A 17,183-nucleotide genomic window follows, 5' to 3' on the forward strand; every position below is an offset into this window, starting at 1 on the left:
AGCCGGCTGAGCTTGCGGCCCAGCGGCGTCAGCCGGTTGGCCGGGTCCACGGCGCCCAGCTCGAACAGCAGACGGAAGCCATCCTTGATGAAGCGGCTATCGGGGGGATCGACGAAGGGGAAGTCCTCGATGTCACCCAGCTTCAGCGACAACATCGACAGAATCACAGAGGCCAGGTTGGTACGCCGGATCTCGGGTCGGTAAACGAGGGGCGGGAGAGGAAGTCCTCCTCGTCATAGAGGCGAATGCAGACCCCTTCCGCCACCCGGCCACAACGCCCCTTGCGCTGGTCGGCACTGGCCTGGCTGATCGGCTCCACCGGCAGGCGCTGGATCTTGGATTTGTAGCTGTAGCGGCTGATGCGCACCAGCCCGGGATCGATGACGTAGCGAATGCCCGGTACCGTGAGCGAGGTTTCGGCAACATTGGTGGACAATACGATGCGCCGCCCGGCATGGGCCGCAAAAACCCGGTTCTGCTCGGCGTTGGAGAGCCGCGCATAAAGCGGCAGTATCTCGGTGCCCTTGAGATCGGCACGGCGCAGGGTATCGGCGGCCTCGCGGATCTCACGCTCCCCGGGCAGGAAGATCAGGATGTCCCGGGGACCATGGAGCCAGCGCTTTTCGCGTTCTACGGCCTCGATCTCCTCCACCGCGTGAAGGATACCCTCCTGCAGGGTTCGGTCGGCCTCGTCGTCGGCTTCACGCGCCAGGGGGCGATAGCGCACCTCAACCGGATAGGTGCGACCCGAGACCTCCACCACCGGTGCCGGCCTTGGCTTGCCATCCTCGCCGGGCAGGGCGAAATGCGCGGCAAAGCGTTCCACATCGATGGTGGCCGAGGTGATGATCACCTTGAGGTCGGGGCGCCGTACCAACAGCCGCTTCAGGTAGCCGAGCAGAAAATCGATATTGAGACTGCGCTCGTGGGCCTCGTCGATGATGATCGCTTCGTAACGGGTGAGATCCGGGTCGTGGCGCGTCTCGGCCAGCAGGATGCCGTCGGTCATCAGCTTGATCAGGGTGTCGTCGCCGGTCTCGTCGGTGAAACGGACCTGGTAACCCACCTGCCCACCCAGGGGCACCGACATCTCCTCGGCGAGCCGCGTCGCCACGGAGCGGGCCGCCAGCCGACGCGGCTGGGTATGGCCGACCAGGCCACGACGCCCGAGCCCCAGCTCCAGGCAGAGCTTGGGTAACTGGGTGGTCTTGCCGGACCCCGTCTCCCCCGCCACCACCACGACCTGGTGCTCGCGCAGGGCGGCAAGGATATCGTCGCGCCGTTCGACCACCGGCAGGGACTCGGGATAGGCCAGCGTCACCGGCCTTGCCGCACGCTGCGCAACCAGCGCGGTCGAACGCTCGACGGCCCGTCCGGCTTCGGCCAGCCCGCGGTCTACCGGCTTGCCCTCCTTCAGGCGCCGCGCCAGCCCATCAAGCCGACGCAAGAGCCCGGCACGGTCGCGCAGCATGACAGCGTCGAGCGCCTGGTAGAGACGATCGAGCTCATTGTGCTCCGGAGGAGTCGAAGTAGAACCAGGACGAATTGCGGTGGTCACGAGATCCTCGCGCAAATGAAAAAAACCTGCCCGATCCGGGCAGGCCGGAACGGGCAGGTCATTGTAACGCTCAGCGGCGGGTCGCGCCTAATGACACCTGGCAGTGACCCGTGTATGTCAGGCCTTCTGCTCTCCCTGCTTCTCGTGCTCTTCGTCGCGCAGCTGACGACGCAGCACCTTGCCGACGTTGGTCTTCGGCAGCTCATCGCGGAATTCCACGAACTTGGGCACCTTGTAGGCGGCCAGCTCCTTCTTGCACCATTCGCGCAGCGCCTTCTCATCGAGGCTCTCGTCCTTGGCGACCACGAACAGCTTGACCGCCTCGCCGCTGCCCTCGTCGGCAATGCCGACGGCGGCCGACTCGACGATGCCGGGGTGCGCCGCGACCACATCCTCGATCTCGTTGGGATAGACGTTGAAGCCCGACACCAGAATCATGTCCTTCTTGCGATCCACGATCTTGATGTAGCCATCCTCCTGCAGCACGGCGATGTCACCGGTCGAGAACCAGCCGTCATCGCTCAACACCTTGGCGGTTTCCTCATCGAGGTTCCAGTACCCCTTCATGACCTGGGGCCCCTTGACGCACAGCTCCCCAGGCTCGCCCAGCGGCAGATCATTGCCATCGCCATCCACCACCTTCACGGAGGTCCCGGCCACCGGCTTGCCGATGGTGCCGAGCTGGATGGCGTCAATCGGGTTGAAGCTGACCACCGGTGCGGTCTCGGTGAGACCATAGCCCTCCGCAATGGAGCACCCCGTCACCTCCTTCCAGCGTTCTGCCGTCGCCTTGGTCAACGCCATGCCCCCGGAAATGGTCAGGTGCAGGCGTGAGAAGTCCAGCTTGCGGAAGTCGTCGCGATTGCAGAGGGCATTGAACAGGGTGTTAAGCCCGATGAAGGCCGTGAACTTGATCTTCTGCAACTCCTTGACGAAGTTGTCCAGGTCGCGGGGGTTGGTGATCAGGATCGAGTGGTTGCCGGTCTTCATCAGGAACAGGCAGTTCACGGTAAAGGTGTAGATGTGGTAGACCGGCAGCGGCGCGATCACCACCTCCTTGCCCTCGTCCAGGCCCGGGCCGATGGCCGCATCCGCCTGGAGCATGTTGGCTACCAGGTTGCAGTGGGTCAGCATGGTGCCCTTGGGCATGCCCGTGGTACCGCCGGTGTACTGCAGCGCCGCAATATCGTCCAGTTCACGCTCGACCTCACGATGATTGCGTGAAGCACCGTCTTTCAGCGCCTTGCGAAAGGGCACGGCCATGGGCAGCGAGTAAGAGGGCACCATCTTCTTGACATACTTGACCACGGCATTGATCAGGTAGCGCTTGGGAAACCCGTGCAGGTCGCCAAGTTCGGTGACCAGCACGTGCTCGATGTCGGTACGATCGAGGACCTTCTCGAGCTTGTCGGCCATGTTGGCGAGGATGAGTATCGCCCGGGCACCGGAGTCCTTGAACTGGTGGGCCATCTCGCGCTCGGTGTAGAGCGGATTGGTATTGACCACCACCAGGCCGGCACGCATGGCGCCGAAGACCGCCACCGGGAACTGCAGCACATTGGGCAGTTGAATGGCGATGCGGTCCCCCGGCTGTAGTCCGGTCTCATGCTGCAACCAGGCCGCAAAATCGCCGGAAAGCTTGTCCAGTTCGGTGAAGGTGAGGGTCTGGCCCATGCAGGTGAAGGCAGGGTTATCGCCAAACCGCTTCACTGCCTCATGAAAGACATCCATGAGCGACCGGTAATTCTCCATCCCCTTCAACTCGGGGCCAGTCAAGATATGGGTGTTGGCGTGCTCACTCATCAGCAATATCTCCGCAGCATCGTCGACGTCGGTCGCTCACCATCGAGCATCGACAGTTTTTATTGTCGCAAGCACCTACGATATACCAGGCGCCACGTCACTGTAAAACGGTCGATTGAAACAGACGTTCATATCCGAGCCATCCGTCCCTTTGGCAAGCTGCTGTTCACCAAGCTGGGCAATAATTGACAAAAAGGCAAGCTGGGCTTCCGCGCAGCGATCGGCACTGATGTCAGCCGACCTCGCCATCCGGCCCGAGGCGGGCCTCGATTTTCCCGTGGCGCCAGACCAACAGCTCCCCGGGCATCATTCGCTCCCACGCCTCGTTGCAGGTCAGCGGCTCCGTGGCCACCACCGACACCACGTCCTCGGAGGTGGTGTGCTCGGCAAAGTTCACCGTCAGTTCGGCATCGGAAAGCTCGGCCTTGCCGAAGGGGGCTCGTCGGGTGATATGAGCCAGCTTGGTGGAGCAATAGGTGTAAAGATACTCACCGTCCGCCAACAGCAGGTTGAAGACCCCCAGGCTGCGCAACCGTTCACAAAGCGAATGAAGCAACCGCCAGAGTTCCGACGCTTCGCCTTGCTCCGGGGGATCGGGATGACGGTGACGCAACTCGGCCAGCAGCCAACAGAAGGCATGTTCGCTGTCGGTATCGCCCACCGGGCGATAGAAGCTCAATGGCAGAGCCTGCCATCCTTCGAGCTGGCCATTATGGGCATAGCACCAGGTACGCCCCCACATTTCCCGGGTAAAGGGGTGGGTGTTGGCCAGGCGCACCTCCCCCACGTTGGCCTGACGAATATGGCTGATGACGATATGAGACTTGATCGGATAGTCGGTGATCAGCCGGGCGATCGGCGAACGAACCGAGGGGTGCGGATCACGAAAGTCCCGATAGCCCCCCGCTTCGTAGAAGGCGATACCCCAGCCATCCCGATGCGGCCCGGTGCCGCCGCCGCGATGCAGAAAGCCGGTGAAGCTGAAGCAGATATCCGTGGGCACGTTGGCACTCATACCCAACAATTCACACATGCGGCTCCTCCCGGTGCTTCGTCGTCACACGTGGTCGCCGCGAGCGCTGCTGCTGACGCCGCCAGGCCAGGCCCAGCAACAACACAACGGCGACCAACAGAAGCAGTCCCCAAATACGCGGGTCGTGCCGGCCGGCCTCGAGCTGTCTATCCAGCATGGGCCGCCAGTCGTCCCATTGACCTTGGCCAGGCGTGGGAACCGCTCCACCAGGGTGAGGAACCGATCCATGCCACCGGCCTCAGCCGCGGGAGCGCGCGGTTCGCGAACCGGGTCCAACGCCTCATGGAAGCGCTCGATGCGCAGTGCTGCAGGGGCTGCAGCCTGGTCGATCGCCGTCTCGCCCTGTGGGAAGAGCAATAGCCTGGGCAGGTGCAGCTCACGTGTTTCACCATCGAGAGTCACCTCGGCACGTAACAGCAGAGGCTGGCTGAGACCGGGATCCAGCTCCGGCAGCCCGATCAGCCAACGCCGTGCCGCCTGCGACTCGGCGTCCAGTCGAACCCCCTGCAGCTGCCCATGCAGCCGCGTGTTGTCGTGATCCAGCAATGGATGCTCGGCCGCCAGCATGACTCGTTCACTCTCCACCTCGTGCCGCGCGGCGATAGCCGGCAAGACATTGACCGCCTGCATCCGCTGACGCCTGAAGCCCTGTCCCTCGGCGCGAATCACCAACTGTGCCGTGCCCGTCAGCGCAGGGGCCGGCAAGGTGCCGACGAATCGCTCTTCCACCTGCTCCAGCACCACCGCCGATTGGGTCGAGCCGGCATCGTCCTGCAAGAGCGCCGTCACCTCCAGATAAGCCGGCAGCGCGTCCTGCACCACCCTCTCCCCGTCTTGAGTCAGCCAGGCCTCGACAGGCACGTCGAAGCCCAGGTAGAGCGTACCGGGGACTGGACTGGTCTGCAGGCTGAGTGGTGCATCGATGCTGATCCGACTACTCTGCTCCACCTCCCCTTCCAGGCGCCACCGTCCCGGCATGGGGTCGGGGACCTGCACCAGGTCATAGCGGGTCTCGCTTCGCCAGGTGGCACCAGCAGGGGGGGAGTCCACCGTGAACCGACTGCCATCCGGTGCGATCAGAACCGGAGGCACCCTGTCACGGTCGCCGGCCTCGCCCAATGCTTCACGAAACAGCAGGGCCGTGAATCCATCCAGGCCCGACTCGACGAGAAACTGATCGTCGGTGAAAGGGATGCGGTCGCTGGGGAAGATACGATCGAAGATGTTGAGGAAGGCGCCCAGCAGGGCATCCGGGCTCTCCACCGGTGCCGACAAGCCGCCGGTCTGCTGAGACAATCGTTCCACCAGGTCCAGGTCGGCCTCACCGGAGAAGGCGATAGCATGAATCGCGACATCTTCCACAGCCAGCCGAGGGCCGAGGGACTCCAGCAATGTCCGTCGGGAGGCATCGTCGATGGCCGGCTTGGCGCCGAACCTGGGAGGGAGGTCGATCACCCCATCCGTCAGCAATACCAGATGGCGATGGCCATGAGTCTCGGGAGCCGCCGCCTCACGGATGGCGGACTCGATATCGGTGAATTGCTCATACTCCACCAGCCTGGGCGCCAGCGCCATCGCCCCTTCCCGCCACTCGGCAGTGACCGGCCCCGGTGCCAGCGCGATCTCCACATGCTCGCCGAAGGTCCAGACACCGGCTCTCGCCCCGCTGGGCAACAAGGCCACCAGGAGCTCCAGCGCCTCCGCCGCCAACTGTTCAGGGTCGTTATGGCGCATGCTACCCGAGACGTCGATGATCACCCTGACGTCCGGCCGCTCTTCGAGTGGCACCGCATGAAGGCTACCCGACAGCAGTGCTGTACCAGCAGCAGCACCGCCAGCCCAGGCCATCTCTTTTGCCACACCCTCCCCATCGGGAGCTCCCTAGCCGATCATCGGCTCACGGCGTTCGCGCGGCTCGCGGGATTTTCCGCCGTCGCGGCCATCACGCCCATTGCTATTGTCATCATCGATGTGCGTATAGTCACCGGCCGGGAGCAGCATCCGCCATTGCAGCAGCCCAAGGGCAATTCCAAGCCCGGCGCCGGCCGCCACCAGCAGCGCCGATGACATCAAGACTGAGCCATTGCGCTCGAGAAAGGCGACGGCAGCCACTACCACGGCCGGTGCCATCCCGGTATAGAACTCGCCCTCCTCCACCAGCGGCAAGCGAAAGCGCGTAGGCACCCACAATATGCCCGCCACCGCCCAGGTGAGAGGCAGCCGCAACACGCGCGGCAGGAAGGCCAGCCCCAGATAGCCGGTGACGAGTATCACCAGCGACAAACCCAGATAGGTCAGCCATAGTAGGGACATCGAATCGGTCGTCAGCATCGATACCTCTTTTCAGCGCTTCGACCCGCCGAGAGGCGGACCGCACAGGATGGAATTCGTTATTGAGTATGGTACACGCGACCCAATGAAAGCACAGCCACCCCCTCACACCCGCGATGCCCCGTCAGCCGACGGGCTCTCTTCCCCCGTCAGCCGATTTCGCCGTGCAGAAGATCCAGAATGGCACTGGCTGGAGAATCGTGACGATCCGAACGTCGGCGCGTTCCTCGAGGCGGCCAACCGGGAGTGCCGTGCCTGGATGATGCCACTCGACGGCCTGGTGGAGCGTCTCTATCACGGCCACCTGGCACGCCGGGAGCTCGCCGTCCACGGCCTGCGAACGGCGCTGGACCACTACACCTACTGGAGCGAGACGGCCGCCGATGCCGACTATCCGGTCTGGTGGCGCCATCCCAACGACCGCGAGCAGGAGGCCATCCCCTTCCTCGACCTGCATGCCCGAGCGGAACAGCAGCGTTTCCTCGAGCTCGGTGACATGGCCCTGTCGCCGGACGAGCAGTGGCTTGCCTGGACCGAGGATATCAGCGGAGATGAGCGCTACACACTCTATATCAAGCACCTGCCTTGCGGCGAGCCGATTGCACTACTCGACGACATCGGCTCGGAGCTGAGCTGGGCCGAGGATAATCGCACGCTACTATTCACCCGTTTCGATGCGACACAGCGCCCGGACAGCATCTGGCGGCTGCCTCTCATCCTGGAAGCCGGTGGCACTCCCCGGGCGGATGAACCGACATGCATGCTGCAGGAAGCGGACCCCGAATTCTGGGTCGGCCTGGGCAAGACTCGCTCACGGGAATGGCTGGTACTGGACTGTGCCTCCAAGGACACCAGTGAATGTTATCTGGTCCCCGCCAGGGATCCCGGCGTCGCCCCTTGCTGCTTCCGCCCACGGGAAAAAGGCGTGGAATATGGCGTGGAGCATCGTCCCGGCCACTTCTACGTCCTTCATAACCGAGGTGCACCGCACTTTCGACTGGACAGGGTGGACGAGGCAGACCCCGGTGCCGACTGGCAACCGCTGGTAGCAAACCGTGAGAATGTCACGCTGGAAGGTGTCGATGCCTTCGCCTGGGGGCTGATATTGACCGAACGTGACCACCGCGAAGCGCAGGTCCATGTACGCGTCATTGAACTCGATCCACACCATGCCCTCACCCGCGATGAGCGGCTGCCACTGCCCGAGTCCCCTTGCAGCCTGATGCTGGGGGATGTGCCGCACTTCGCCAGCCGCCGGCTACGCTTGCGCGAGGAGTCCTTCGTCATGCCGGTTCGCTGGTTGGAGCACGACCTGGATAGCGGCGAACGGCGAGTCGTGAAAACCCAGACGATCCATGGCGACTTGCAGCCCAACGACCTCTCCAGCCAGCGGATCTGGGCCACGGCCCACGATGGCGAGCGGATTCCCGTCTCGGTGGTGATGCGTGCCGACCTGGCCGGGCATCCGCTTCCCACCCTGCTCTATGGCTATGGGGCCTACGGCGAGGTACTCGACCCCTGGTTCTCGGTAGCACGCCTCGAACTGCTCAGCCGCGGAGTGGCCTTCGCCGTTGCCCATGTCCGCGGCGGCGGCGACCGCGGTGAGCCCTGGTATCTCGCCGGCAAGATGGAGCACAAGGAAAACAGCTTCCGCGACTTCCTGGCGGCGCGAAACGCCCTGGTCGATCAGGCTTCAGCGACGGGGAGCGCATTGCAGCCTACGGCGCCAGTGCGGGCGGCCTGCTGGTGGGTGCCAGCCTCAACCTTGCCCCCGAAGCATTCTGCGCCGCTGTTCTGGACGTCCCCTTCGTCGATGTCCTGCGCACCATGGAAAATCCGGACCTGCCTCTAACCACAGCGGAGTACACGGAGTGGGGCAACCCCGAGATCCCGGACATGCGTCGGCATATCCGCAGCTACTCCCCCCTTGACAACCTCTCGGCCCAGCCCTATCCGGCCCTGTTTCTCCAAGGCAGCTGGCACGACTCCCGGGTACCCTACTGGGAGCCCGCCAAGCTCTATGCCCGAGTCACCGAACTAGGCTCGGCCCGCGGGCCGGTGCTGCTTCGCACTGACATGGATGCCGGCCATGGTGGCGCCTCGGGACGGTTCAAGGCCTGGCACGACAATGCACGCCAGGATGCCTTCATCCTCTGGGCTCTGGGGCTGGCTGGCAGCAGTTACACTGGAACAGGCTGATCGAATAGGGATGGGATCAGGGCTTCGCATACGGCGGCTCATTCAGGATTCGCAGGGGGCTTCCACCCCCGAGCCATGCCGAGCCCCACCCTCGGAAGCAGCATCATGAACACCATGCCTGGCGCACCAACGAGACGGGCCCGTTGGCTTTCAGCCAGGCTTCAACAGGTGGTCAGCCGTCAATCGGCAGGATGGCAATAATGTGGTCTTCCAGCTGATCATCAGGCACATCCCGATGAGAGATGGCAAAGCTGCGCACGCTGACCCCCTTGCGGTGGACGCGCTCCGGGTCCCCGGAGATGAGCGGATGCCAGGCAGCCAGCTTGCGTCCCTCCGCCACACGGCGATAGGCACAGGATCTGGGTAACCAGCGGAATTCGTCGATGCGCTCGGGCGTCAGCCGCGTACAGTCAGGCACCCGGGATTGACGATTGGCATAGTCGCTGCAGCGGCAGCTATGGATATCGAGCAGCTCACAGGCTACGCCCAGGACGGCCAAGTCACCGCTGTCGTCGTCCTGATACTTGAGAAGGCAGCACTGGCCGCAACCATCGCACAGGGCCTCCCACTCCTCGGTGGTAAGCTCCTCGAGGGGATAGTGCTCCCAGAATCGTTCACGCATATCAATACCAACAAATTCGCGAACGGGATGAAGCGCAAGGCGCCCGAAACGCAGAACCGAGCGAAGCGACAAACATCCGAAGGATGGCTCCGAAGGAGCGAGAAACCGAAGGTTTCGAGTCATCCGGAGCATATGGGGTATATGTGAGGATTCCGAGGATTCGGGCAACATAGCGATTCGCCCGTGCAGCCATTTGTTTCATCAATAGCGGGCCTCGGTGGGGGTCCTGTAAAGATCCATCAGATACTCCTCCTTGGCCGGCGGCATCTGGAAGTAATACCCCTGCTCACGAATGGCCGCGATGACATCGCTCGCCTTGGCGCGGGCCATCGGCTTGTCCGGCGTCAGGATCAGCGTCAGGGTCGGGACCGGCTTGCCGAAGCGCTCAAGCAGTGCCTCGGGCACCTCCTTCAATCCCTGCCGCTTGTCCACGTAGAGATACATCTCCTCCTTGCGCGAACTCTTGAATATCTCACACAGCAGCTTGTCGCCTTTCATACGATCATCGGTCATGACGCATCCACCTCGAAGAGCGCGTTATGGAGTGCCTCGGCGAGGCGTTCGCCCCGCCACCCACCCGGCAAGGGCAGCACTTCGCCCTTCAGGTTGGCGGTCACAATGGCCTCGAGGTCACGGCGACGCAGTAACACCTCAGGTGCCAGGCCCAGCCGTTCGGCCTCCTCGTTGACCACCCGCTTGAGCGCCTTGAGTCGTCGCTTGAAAGCCGGGTCCATGGGGGAAGGCAGCGCGGGGGGCAAGGTTTCATCCTCGGCATCCCGGGCCTGCTTCACCAGTCCCAGGAAGGTCTCGCCATCGCGCTTGATCAGCCCCGGCTTGATGTCGTCGACTTCGGCCAACTGGTAACGGTTTTCCGGCATGCGCTCGGCGATGCCGTAGAGGACTCGGTCATTGACCAGCCATCCCCGCGGCAGGTTGCGTCGCCGTGCCTCGCCTTCCCGCCATATCGTCAAGAGTCGGTAGGCCTCCATCTGACGGGGGGAGAGCCGCCACAGCTGGCGATGCCGCAGATACCACTGCCCATCCGCTCCCTCGCTGCGCAGCGCCTGGGCTACCAGCTCGCTACAGTCGGCCTCCAGCCACTCCATGCGGCCCAAGCGTTCGAGGGCCTCGCGCTGGTGCTCCCAGACCTTGAGAAGAAAGACCACGTCCAGGGCCGCATAGAGGCACTGGGATTCGCTCAATGGGCGCACCAGCCAATCGGAGCGCGTCTCATCCTTGGGCAGCACCTCGCCGGTCCAGTGCTCGACCAGGCGCTGATAACCCATGGCCGCATCTTCTCCCAGCAGGGATTGAGCGATCTGGGTGTCAATCAGGGGCGCAACCGGTCCGCCGGCCCAGTGAGCCAGCACCTCGAGATCCTCGCTGCTGGCGTGCAACAACTTTAGCGGTCCGTTGCCCAGCAAGCGTCGAAAGGCATCGGTGCAGTCCACGGCCTGGGGATCGATCAACCAGGCTGGACCACCGGCGGAGAACTGGATCAGCGCCGGCACTGGATGGAAGGTCTTTTCACGGAAGAACTCGGTATCCAGGGCAATTACCGAGGCATCAACGACGTCGGCACAAGCAGCGTCGAGGGCGTCGGGCGAATCGATCCAGCGAATCTCGGGGGTCAGGGACATGCAGTCATCCGGCAATGGGAGAAGTGATTCAGTCGCCGCGAAACGGCAGGCGACCATTGAACGCGCGGCTGAGCGTGCCACCGTCGACATATTCCAGTTCGCCCCCCATGGGAACGCCATAGGCAAGACGAGAAAGCGACACACCATGGGGTGAGAGCTGCGCAGCAATATAGTGCGCCGTGGCTTCACCCTCCACGGTGGGGTTGGTTGCCAGGATAACCTCCGTCACGCCGCCCTCGGCCACCCGCGCTTCGAGCTGCTCCAGACCGATATCTTCCGGGCCAATGCCGTCCAGCGGCGAGAGGTGGCCATGGAGCACGAAGTAGCGACCGCGGTAGCCGCCGGCCTCCTCGATGGCAAGTTGGTCGGCCGGCGACTCCACCACGCAGAGCAGGGCATCATCCCGCCGCCCGCTGGAACAGATGGAGCAGATCTCTTCTTCGGTGAGCGTACGGCAGCGACGGCAGTAGCCGACCTCTTCCAGCGCCTGTTCCAGCACCGCGGCCAGGCGACGGCCGCCATCCCGGTCACGCTCGAGAAGGTGCATGGCCATTCTTTGCGCGGTCTTGGGTCCTACGCCGGGCAGGACGCGCAGCGACTCCATCAACCGCTCGACCAGGGGAGAGAAACTCATCGGTCAGAAAGGCATCTTGAAGCCCGGTGGCAGATTAAGCCCTGCCGTCGCCTCCTCCATCTTTTCACGGGAGCTGACCTCCACCTTGCGCACGGCATCGTTCACCGCAGCTGCCAGCAGATCCTCGAGCAGCTCCTTGTCCTCCTCCATGACACTCTGGTCGATATCGACCTTGCTCACGTCATGGCGGCCATTCATGGTCACCTTGACCATGCCGGCACCGGCTTCTCCGGTCACCTCGGCCTTGGCGACCTCCTCCTGGACGCGCTGCATCTTTTCCTGCATCTCCTGGGCCTGCTTCATCAGGTTGCCCATTCCACCTTTCATCATGGTCGTTCCTCTCGTTTGGCTAAAGCGACTGCTCGGGCTCAGGCCCGCTGCGATGTATCAGCCGGCTTGACACTGGAAGTGATGAGACGTGCACCGAACGCCTCCTGCAACTGGCGTACATGCGGGTCGCGCTCGAGGGCCTCCACCGCCACGGCATGCCGCTCGGCGGCAGTGCGGTCGGCACGCTGGCGCGGTGTCTCGACCGCCTCCGGCAAGGGCCCCGCTTCTATGGTCAGCTGCCGCATCACACCGATGCCGGCCAGAGCTTCCCGCACACGTCGAACATGGATCTCGGCATTCATGGCCTCCTGGGAGGGGTCCAACCGGAGTATCAAACGACTACCATTATCTGATTCGACCACACAATGAGCCGCCAGGTTGCGTGTCAAGCCGCCCAGTCCCAGGGAATCGAAACGCTCCAGCCAGGCCGCATGGCTGAAGCACGCAGAATCGCCGGCTTCCACCGGCATATCGGCCGAGACGGAAGGCTGCGTCGCCGACGTTACATCCGTATCAGCGACAGCGGTGGGCTCGGGTACGACAGTCGATGCGGTGTCAGCCGTCGGCCTGGAGACGGCCGCATCAGTGTCGGCGGCAGGCTCATCGGCAGTCGGGAGTGGCGTCGGTGCGGCGGCCAAGGCCACCTCGCCATGCGCTTCATTCTCCGACACATCCTGCCCCGCCTCCTCCGGGCCATGATTCAGGGCATCCACCGTTACGGAGAGTGCTGCTGAGTCATCCGGCAACGACTCCTCCCAGGGCGGCGGCGCCTCGAACCGGTCCTGTGCCGCAGGCACTTCGGCCTTCGACTGGCGGTTCACCGGGCCGTCGACATCCGGCAATCCACCCTCTCCTTTTGGCGATACTGGTGCTGTAGAAGTTGCTGCCCCCCTTGCCGAGCCAGGGGAGTCGAGGTTCTCTCGCCTTGCGGCGGCAGGCGCCTCGTCAGGGGGGGGAATGTCACCCGGGCCGCCAGCGCCGGCATCTGGCGGAGTGACCGGGCCAGGCTCCCCCCGCAGGGGCAGCGGTGTCTTCGCAGGCTGAGGCACACCCTGGGGACGGAAGGCCAGCATCCGCAACAGTGTCATCTCCAGGGCGGTACGCAGGTCGGGAGCGTGAGCCATGTCGCCGCGCCCCTGGATACCGATCTGGTAATAGAGCTGTATGTCTTCGGGGGTGAAACGTGCAGCCAGCGCCAGCAGGAGGTCGCGGTCGCCATGGCCGTTGTCCAGCGCCCCGGGCACCATCTGGGCCACCGCCAGGCGGTGCAGCACACCGGTGACATCGTCGAGCACTGCGGCGAAGTCCGGGCCCTGTTCCGCCAGCTGGGACACCTCGTTCAGTACCCGGGCCGCATCAACCTCGGCCAGCGCCTCGACCAGGGCCACCACATGACGGTGATCCAGCGTACCCAGCATGGCGGCCACATCGGCGTGGCATATCCGCCCCTGGCCAAACGCAATGGCCTGGTCGGTCAAGCTCATGGCATCCCGCATGGAGCCATCGGCCGCCTTGCCCAGCAGCCACAGCGCACTCTCCTCGAAGCCGACCTGCTCCGCCACGAGCACCTTGCCCAGATGCTCGACGATACGCTCGGGTGGCATGTTCTTGAGCGTAAACTGGAGGCAACGCGACAGCACCGTCGGAGGCAGCTTCTGTGGGTCGGTGGTGGCGAGCAGGAACTTGACGTGGGGCGGCGGCTCTTCCAGCGTCTTGAGCAGGGCATTGAAGCTGCTGGTGGAGAGCATGTGCACCTCATCAATGAGATACACCTTGTAGCGGCCCTGGGTCGGCGCGTACTGGACGTTATCGAGCAGTTCGCGGGTATCCTCCACCTTGGTGCGCGAAGCGGCATCCACCTCGATCAGGTCGACGAAGCGCCCCTCGTCGATGGCCCGACAGCTATCACACTCGCCGCAGGGAGTCGAGGTCACGCCCTCCTCGCCATGGCCCTTGGCCGTGCAGTTGAGGCACTTGGCAAGTATTCTTGCCAATGTCGTCTTGCCGACGCTCGAGTACCGGTAAAAAGATAGGCGTGATGCAGGCGCCCCTGGTCGAGCGCATTGACCAGGGCTCGCTGGACATGCTCCTGCCCGACCAGTTCATGAAATGTGCGAGGCCGCCACTTGCGGGCCAGAACCTGATAGCTCATGCAGCGCGGAGTCCTTGCAGCTGGCTGGCTGGCAGCCGATCTGAATGTGCCTTCACGCCGCGAATACCACCCACGGACGTGCCGACCACGAAAGCAAACCACCATTCTACCGGCTGAGGCCCGGAGCGCAAAGTGCAGGCCAAAATGCCCTCTGCTGAACACTTCGACAGCCACCTCAAGGCGGCGATTGACTCAGCGGGGAGTTACGATCTATTTTTCGTATACGAAATACGGTATTTATCATAGGAAACGCGCATGGAAGCCCTTCCGACTCCCACCCAGCTGGTACAGCGCGTGCACTTGTCCCTGCTGGACGCCATCTGCAGCGGCGAACTGCCGGCTGATGCCCGCCTCAACCAGGATGCGCTTGCCAAGCGGCTGGGCGTGTCGCGACAGCCCATCGTCCAGGCCATCCAGCTACTCAAGAACGAAGGCTTCGTCTGCGCCATGGGGCGTCGCGGCGTCAAGGTGGCACCGCTGAGTGCCACTCACGTCCGTCACCTCTACCAGGTGCGCGCCTCGCTGGATGGTCTCGCCGCCCGAGAAGCAGCCCTCCGCGCTCCCGACGAGGCGCAGCGACATGGTCGAACCCTGATCGAGGCGGGACGCAAGGCCTGCGACGGCGCACAGCCATTGGCAATGATCGCAGCCGACATGGCCTTCCATCGCCTGATATATCGGCTGTCGGGCAACCCCTTGATCGAAGAGACCGTTGCGACCCACTGGCACCACCTTCGACGCGCCATGGGTGCCGTACTGGATGCCGCCTCGCCTCCCAGGCGCGTATGGGAAGAGCATGAGGCGATTCTCGACGCGATCATCGACGGCGATGCCAGCCGGGCGGAGCGACTGGCGCGTCGCCACGCCGAGCGGGCCGGCGATACCCTGGCACAGCAGTTGACACGCTACCTGGCTGACTTCCCTCTCGCCAAAGGCACCTTGGAAAGCCAGCCCCGGCCATGACTGGCGGTTTCCGCGCTGGCATGACACGACCCAGCCTGTGCTAGCATGGCGTTAAGTATATTCGACACTTGCTGACAGGAGCCTTCATGCCCAGCCCTCGCTGCGACTCCTACTACTCCGCAACGATTCACGAGGAATCGAACTATCCGCAGCTCGCGGGCGAAGTGACCGTCGACGTAGCCATCGTCGGCGGCGGCTTTACCGGCGTCGCCACGGCGGTGGAACTGGCCGAGCGCGGCTACCGGGTCGCCATCGTCGAGGGCAACAAGRTCGGCTGGGGCGCCAGCGGCCGCAATGGCGGCCAGGTCACCGGCAGCCTCTCGGGGGAAGCGGCCATGCGCAAGCAGATGCGCCGCACTCTGGGCAAGGCCGCCGAGGACTTCGTCTGGGACCTGAGATGGCGCGGCCAGCGCATCATTCGCGAACGGGTCGATAAATATGCCATCCCCTGCGATCTCAAGCAGGGGCACTTGCAGGCAGCATGGAAGCCCGCCCACATGACGGCGCTCGAGGCCGACTTCGAGGCCTGCCAGGCCCGCGGCATGGGCGAACACGTCGAGCTACTGGATGGCCGCCAGGTGCGCGAAGCCATTCGCACCGAGTGCTACCACGGCGGCCTGCTCAACCGCTGCAACCTGCACCTGCATCCACTCAACCTGTGCCTGGGCGAGGCTCGTGTCGCCGAGTCAATGGGCGCGCGGATCTTCGAGCACTCGCCGGTCGTGCGCATCGAGCACGGCCCCTCGCCCGCCGTGATCACCGCGCACGGCAAGGTCCACGCCGACCGGGTACTGCTGGCAGGTAATGCCTATCACCGCCTGGAGCGCCGCCGCCTGGGCGGCAAGCTGTTTCCGGCCTCGCTGGGCATTGTCACCACCGCACCGCTGGGGGGGCTCGCCGAGGCCATCAACCCCCACGACCTGGCGGTGTACGACTGCCGCTTCGTCCTCGACTACTATCGCCTTACCGCCGACGGCCGGCTGCTGTTCGGTGGCGGCGCGAACTATTCAGGCAAGGACTCCCCCGACATTGCCACCGAACTGCGCCCGCGTCTGGAGGCCACCTTTCCGCAGCTCAAGGGCACGCCGATCGACTACGCCTGGCAGGGCATGGCCGGCATCGTGGTCAATCGCATCCCCATGCTGGGCCGGATTTCCGACACGGTCTTTTATGCCCAGGGCTACTCGGGGCACGGTGTGGCCACGTCACACATCGTCGGCGAGATCATGGCCAAGGCGATGGCCGGTCACCTGGAGGAGTTCGATACCTTTGCCGCCTGTCGTCACGTCAAGGTGCCGTTCGGGGATGCCCTCGGCAATCCGCTGCTGGCCGTTGGGATGTGGTATTACCAGTTGCTCGAGCGCTGGCGCTAGGGAAACACTGAACAAAATGCCTGCGCGAGCGAATCACTGCGTTGCGCGGTGCTCGGAATCCTCACATATACCCCATATGCTTCGGTTCCTGTGCTCCGTGCGCCTTGTGCTTCATCTCGCTCGGCGATTTGTTCAGCGTTTCGCCGCTGCTTATAGTGGGCTTCACCCCAATAACTTGAATAGCGGGCCGGCCATGACAGCTTCCTTTCCCCAGCGTATCGACGCTTTCCGTATCGCGCGCCTTCCGGATATCCAGTTCGGTGCCGGCGGCATCACGCGCCTGCCTGGCTGATCGCCGAACAGGGCAAGCAGGTCCTGGTGGTGACGGGCAAGCGCTCCTTCGTCGCTTCGCACCACTGGGACGAGCTGGTCGCGGCCCTCGAAGCGCAGGGTTCCGTCCGGCATCACGTCACCATCGAGGGTGAACCCTCGCCGCAGCGGGTGGATACCATCGTCGCTGAGCATCGGCAACACGCCATCGACGTCGTGGTCGCCATCGGCGGCGGCAGCGTGCTGGACGCGGCCAAGGCCGTCGCCGGCCTGCT

The 17,183-nt window shown here is 63.9% G+C and carries 12 protein-coding genes and 3 pseudogenes; 4 read left to right on the forward strand and 11 right to left on the reverse strand.

Annotated elements, in window-relative coordinates:
• The 5 genes and pseudogenes from hrpA to Q427_RS17335 all read right to left on the reverse strand — a co-directional run.
• Positions 1 to 1,471 (reverse strand): annotated as a pseudogene (gene hrpA, locus Q427_RS17315) (ATP-dependent RNA helicase HrpA); the annotation flags it as partial.
• A 204-nt stretch (positions 1,472 to 1,675) separates the two neighbouring features.
• The gene (locus Q427_RS17320) at positions 1,676 to 3,361 is read right to left on the reverse strand and encodes an AMP-binding protein (protein WP_043516257.1); all 1,686 of its coding nucleotides are present in this window, start codon (positions 3,359 to 3,361) and stop codon (positions 1,676 to 1,678) included.
• Between the two features lie 232 nt (positions 3,362 to 3,593).
• Positions 3,594 to 4,394, reverse strand: coding sequence for a class II glutamine amidotransferase (locus Q427_RS17325; protein WP_043516265.1), 801 nt, complete (start codon positions 4,392 to 4,394; stop codon positions 3,594 to 3,596).
• Between the two features lie 24 nt (positions 4,395 to 4,418).
• The gene (locus Q427_RS17330; RefSeq protein WP_155833604.1) at positions 4,419 to 6,254 is read right to left on the reverse strand and encodes a vWA domain-containing protein; all 1,836 of its coding nucleotides are present in this window, start codon (positions 6,252 to 6,254) and stop codon (positions 4,419 to 4,421) included.
• Positions 6,255 to 6,275: 21 nt separating this feature from the next.
• Positions 6,276 to 6,725: a hypothetical protein gene (locus Q427_RS17335; RefSeq protein WP_043516268.1), complete on the reverse strand. Its 450-nt coding sequence runs from the start codon at positions 6,723 to 6,725 to the stop codon at positions 6,276 to 6,278.
• An 85-nt stretch (positions 6,726 to 6,810) separates the two neighbouring features.
• Between Q427_RS17335 and Q427_RS17340 the strand changes: the two are divergent.
• Positions 6,811 to 8,924 (forward strand): annotated as a pseudogene (locus Q427_RS17340) (S9 family peptidase).
• A 172-nt stretch (positions 8,925 to 9,096) separates the two neighbouring features.
• On the opposite strand, the gene Q427_RS17345 reads toward Q427_RS17340, so the two are convergent.
• The 6 genes and pseudogenes from Q427_RS17345 to dnaX form a co-directional block, all read right to left on the reverse strand.
• On the reverse strand, positions 9,097 to 9,546 hold the full coding sequence (locus Q427_RS17345) for a YcgN family cysteine cluster protein (RefSeq protein ID WP_043516270.1): 450 nt from the start codon (positions 9,544 to 9,546) through the stop codon (positions 9,097 to 9,099).
• A 201-nt stretch (positions 9,547 to 9,747) separates the two neighbouring features.
• Positions 9,748 to 10,059 (reverse strand): YcgL domain-containing protein, encoded by a 312-nt coding sequence (locus Q427_RS17350; RefSeq protein WP_043516273.1) that lies wholly within the window; start codon positions 10,057 to 10,059, stop codon positions 9,748 to 9,750.
• Positions 10,056 to 11,186 (reverse strand): ribonuclease D, encoded by a 1,131-nt coding sequence (gene rnd / locus Q427_RS17355; RefSeq protein ID WP_043516275.1) that lies wholly within the window; start codon positions 11,184 to 11,186, stop codon positions 10,056 to 10,058. The genes Q427_RS17350 and rnd overlap by 4 nt, the downstream gene beginning before the upstream one ends.
• 28 nt (positions 11,187 to 11,214) lie before the next feature.
• Positions 11,215 to 11,820 (reverse strand): recombination mediator RecR, encoded by a 606-nt coding sequence (gene recR, locus Q427_RS17360; RefSeq protein WP_043516278.1) that lies wholly within the window; start codon positions 11,818 to 11,820, stop codon positions 11,215 to 11,217.
• A gap of 3 nt (positions 11,821 to 11,823) precedes the next feature.
• Positions 11,824 to 12,150 carry a YbaB/EbfC family nucleoid-associated protein gene (locus Q427_RS17365; RefSeq protein ID WP_043516280.1) on the reverse strand — a complete coding sequence of 109 codons (327 nt, stop codon included), beginning with the start codon at positions 12,148 to 12,150 and terminating at the stop codon, positions 11,824 to 11,826.
• 38 nt (positions 12,151 to 12,188) lie between these two features.
• A pseudogene (dnaX, locus tag Q427_RS17370) lies at positions 12,189 to 14,302 on the reverse strand (DNA polymerase III subunit gamma/tau).
• 255 nt (positions 14,303 to 14,557) lie between these two features.
• On the opposite strand from dnaX, the gene Q427_RS17375 reads away from it, so the two are divergent.
• From Q427_RS17375 to Q427_RS17385, 3 genes are all read left to right on the forward strand, one after another.
• Entirely contained in the window at positions 14,558 to 15,265 is a 708-nt protein-coding gene (locus Q427_RS17375) for a GntR family transcriptional regulator (RefSeq protein WP_043516282.1), read from the forward strand.
• A gap of 86 nt (positions 15,266 to 15,351) precedes the next feature.
• Entirely contained in the window at positions 15,352 to 16,638 is a 1,287-nt protein-coding gene (locus Q427_RS17380) for an NAD(P)/FAD-dependent oxidoreductase (protein WP_043516284.1), read from the forward strand.
• Positions 16,639 to 16,956: 318 nt separating this feature from the next.
• On the forward strand, positions 16,957 to 17,183 hold a 227-nt coding region (locus Q427_RS17385; protein WP_043516286.1), incomplete at its 3' end, for an iron-containing alcohol dehydrogenase.

The sequence above is a fragment of the Halomonas sp. BC04 genome (assembly GCF_000568385.1).

Excerpts from the sequence above, each read along its gene's own strand:
- Q427_RS17320 (WP_043516257.1), bottom strand. The coding sequence starts at position 3,361 with ATGAGTGAGCACGCCAACACCCATATCTTGACTGGCCCCGAGTTGAAG.
- Q427_RS17375 (WP_043516282.1), top strand. The coding sequence starts at position 14,558 with ATGGAAGCCCTTCCGACTCCCACCCAGCTGGTACAGCGCGTGCACTTG.
- Q427_RS17335 (WP_043516268.1), bottom strand. The coding sequence starts at position 6,725 with ATGCTGACGACCGATTCGATGTCCCTACTATGGCTGACCTATCTGGGT.
- Q427_RS17365 (WP_043516280.1), bottom strand. The coding sequence starts at position 12,150 with ATGATGAAAGGTGGAATGGGCAACCTGATGAAGCAGGCCCAGGAGATG.
- rnd (WP_043516275.1), bottom strand. The coding sequence starts at position 11,186 with ATGTCCCTGACCCCCGAGATTCGCTGGATCGATTCGCCCGACGCCCTC.
- Q427_RS17350 (WP_043516273.1), bottom strand. The coding sequence starts at position 10,059 with ATGACCGATGATCGTATGAAAGGCGACAAGCTGCTGTGTGAGATATTC.
- recR (WP_043516278.1), bottom strand. The coding sequence starts at position 11,820 with ATGAGTTTCTCTCCCCTGGTCGAGCGGTTGATGGAGTCGCTGCGCGTC.
- Q427_RS17345 (WP_043516270.1), bottom strand. The coding sequence starts at position 9,546 with ATGCGTGAACGATTCTGGGAGCACTATCCCCTCGAGGAGCTTACCACC.
- Q427_RS17325 (WP_043516265.1), bottom strand. The coding sequence starts at position 4,394 with ATGTGTGAATTGTTGGGTATGAGTGCCAACGTGCCCACGGATATCTGC.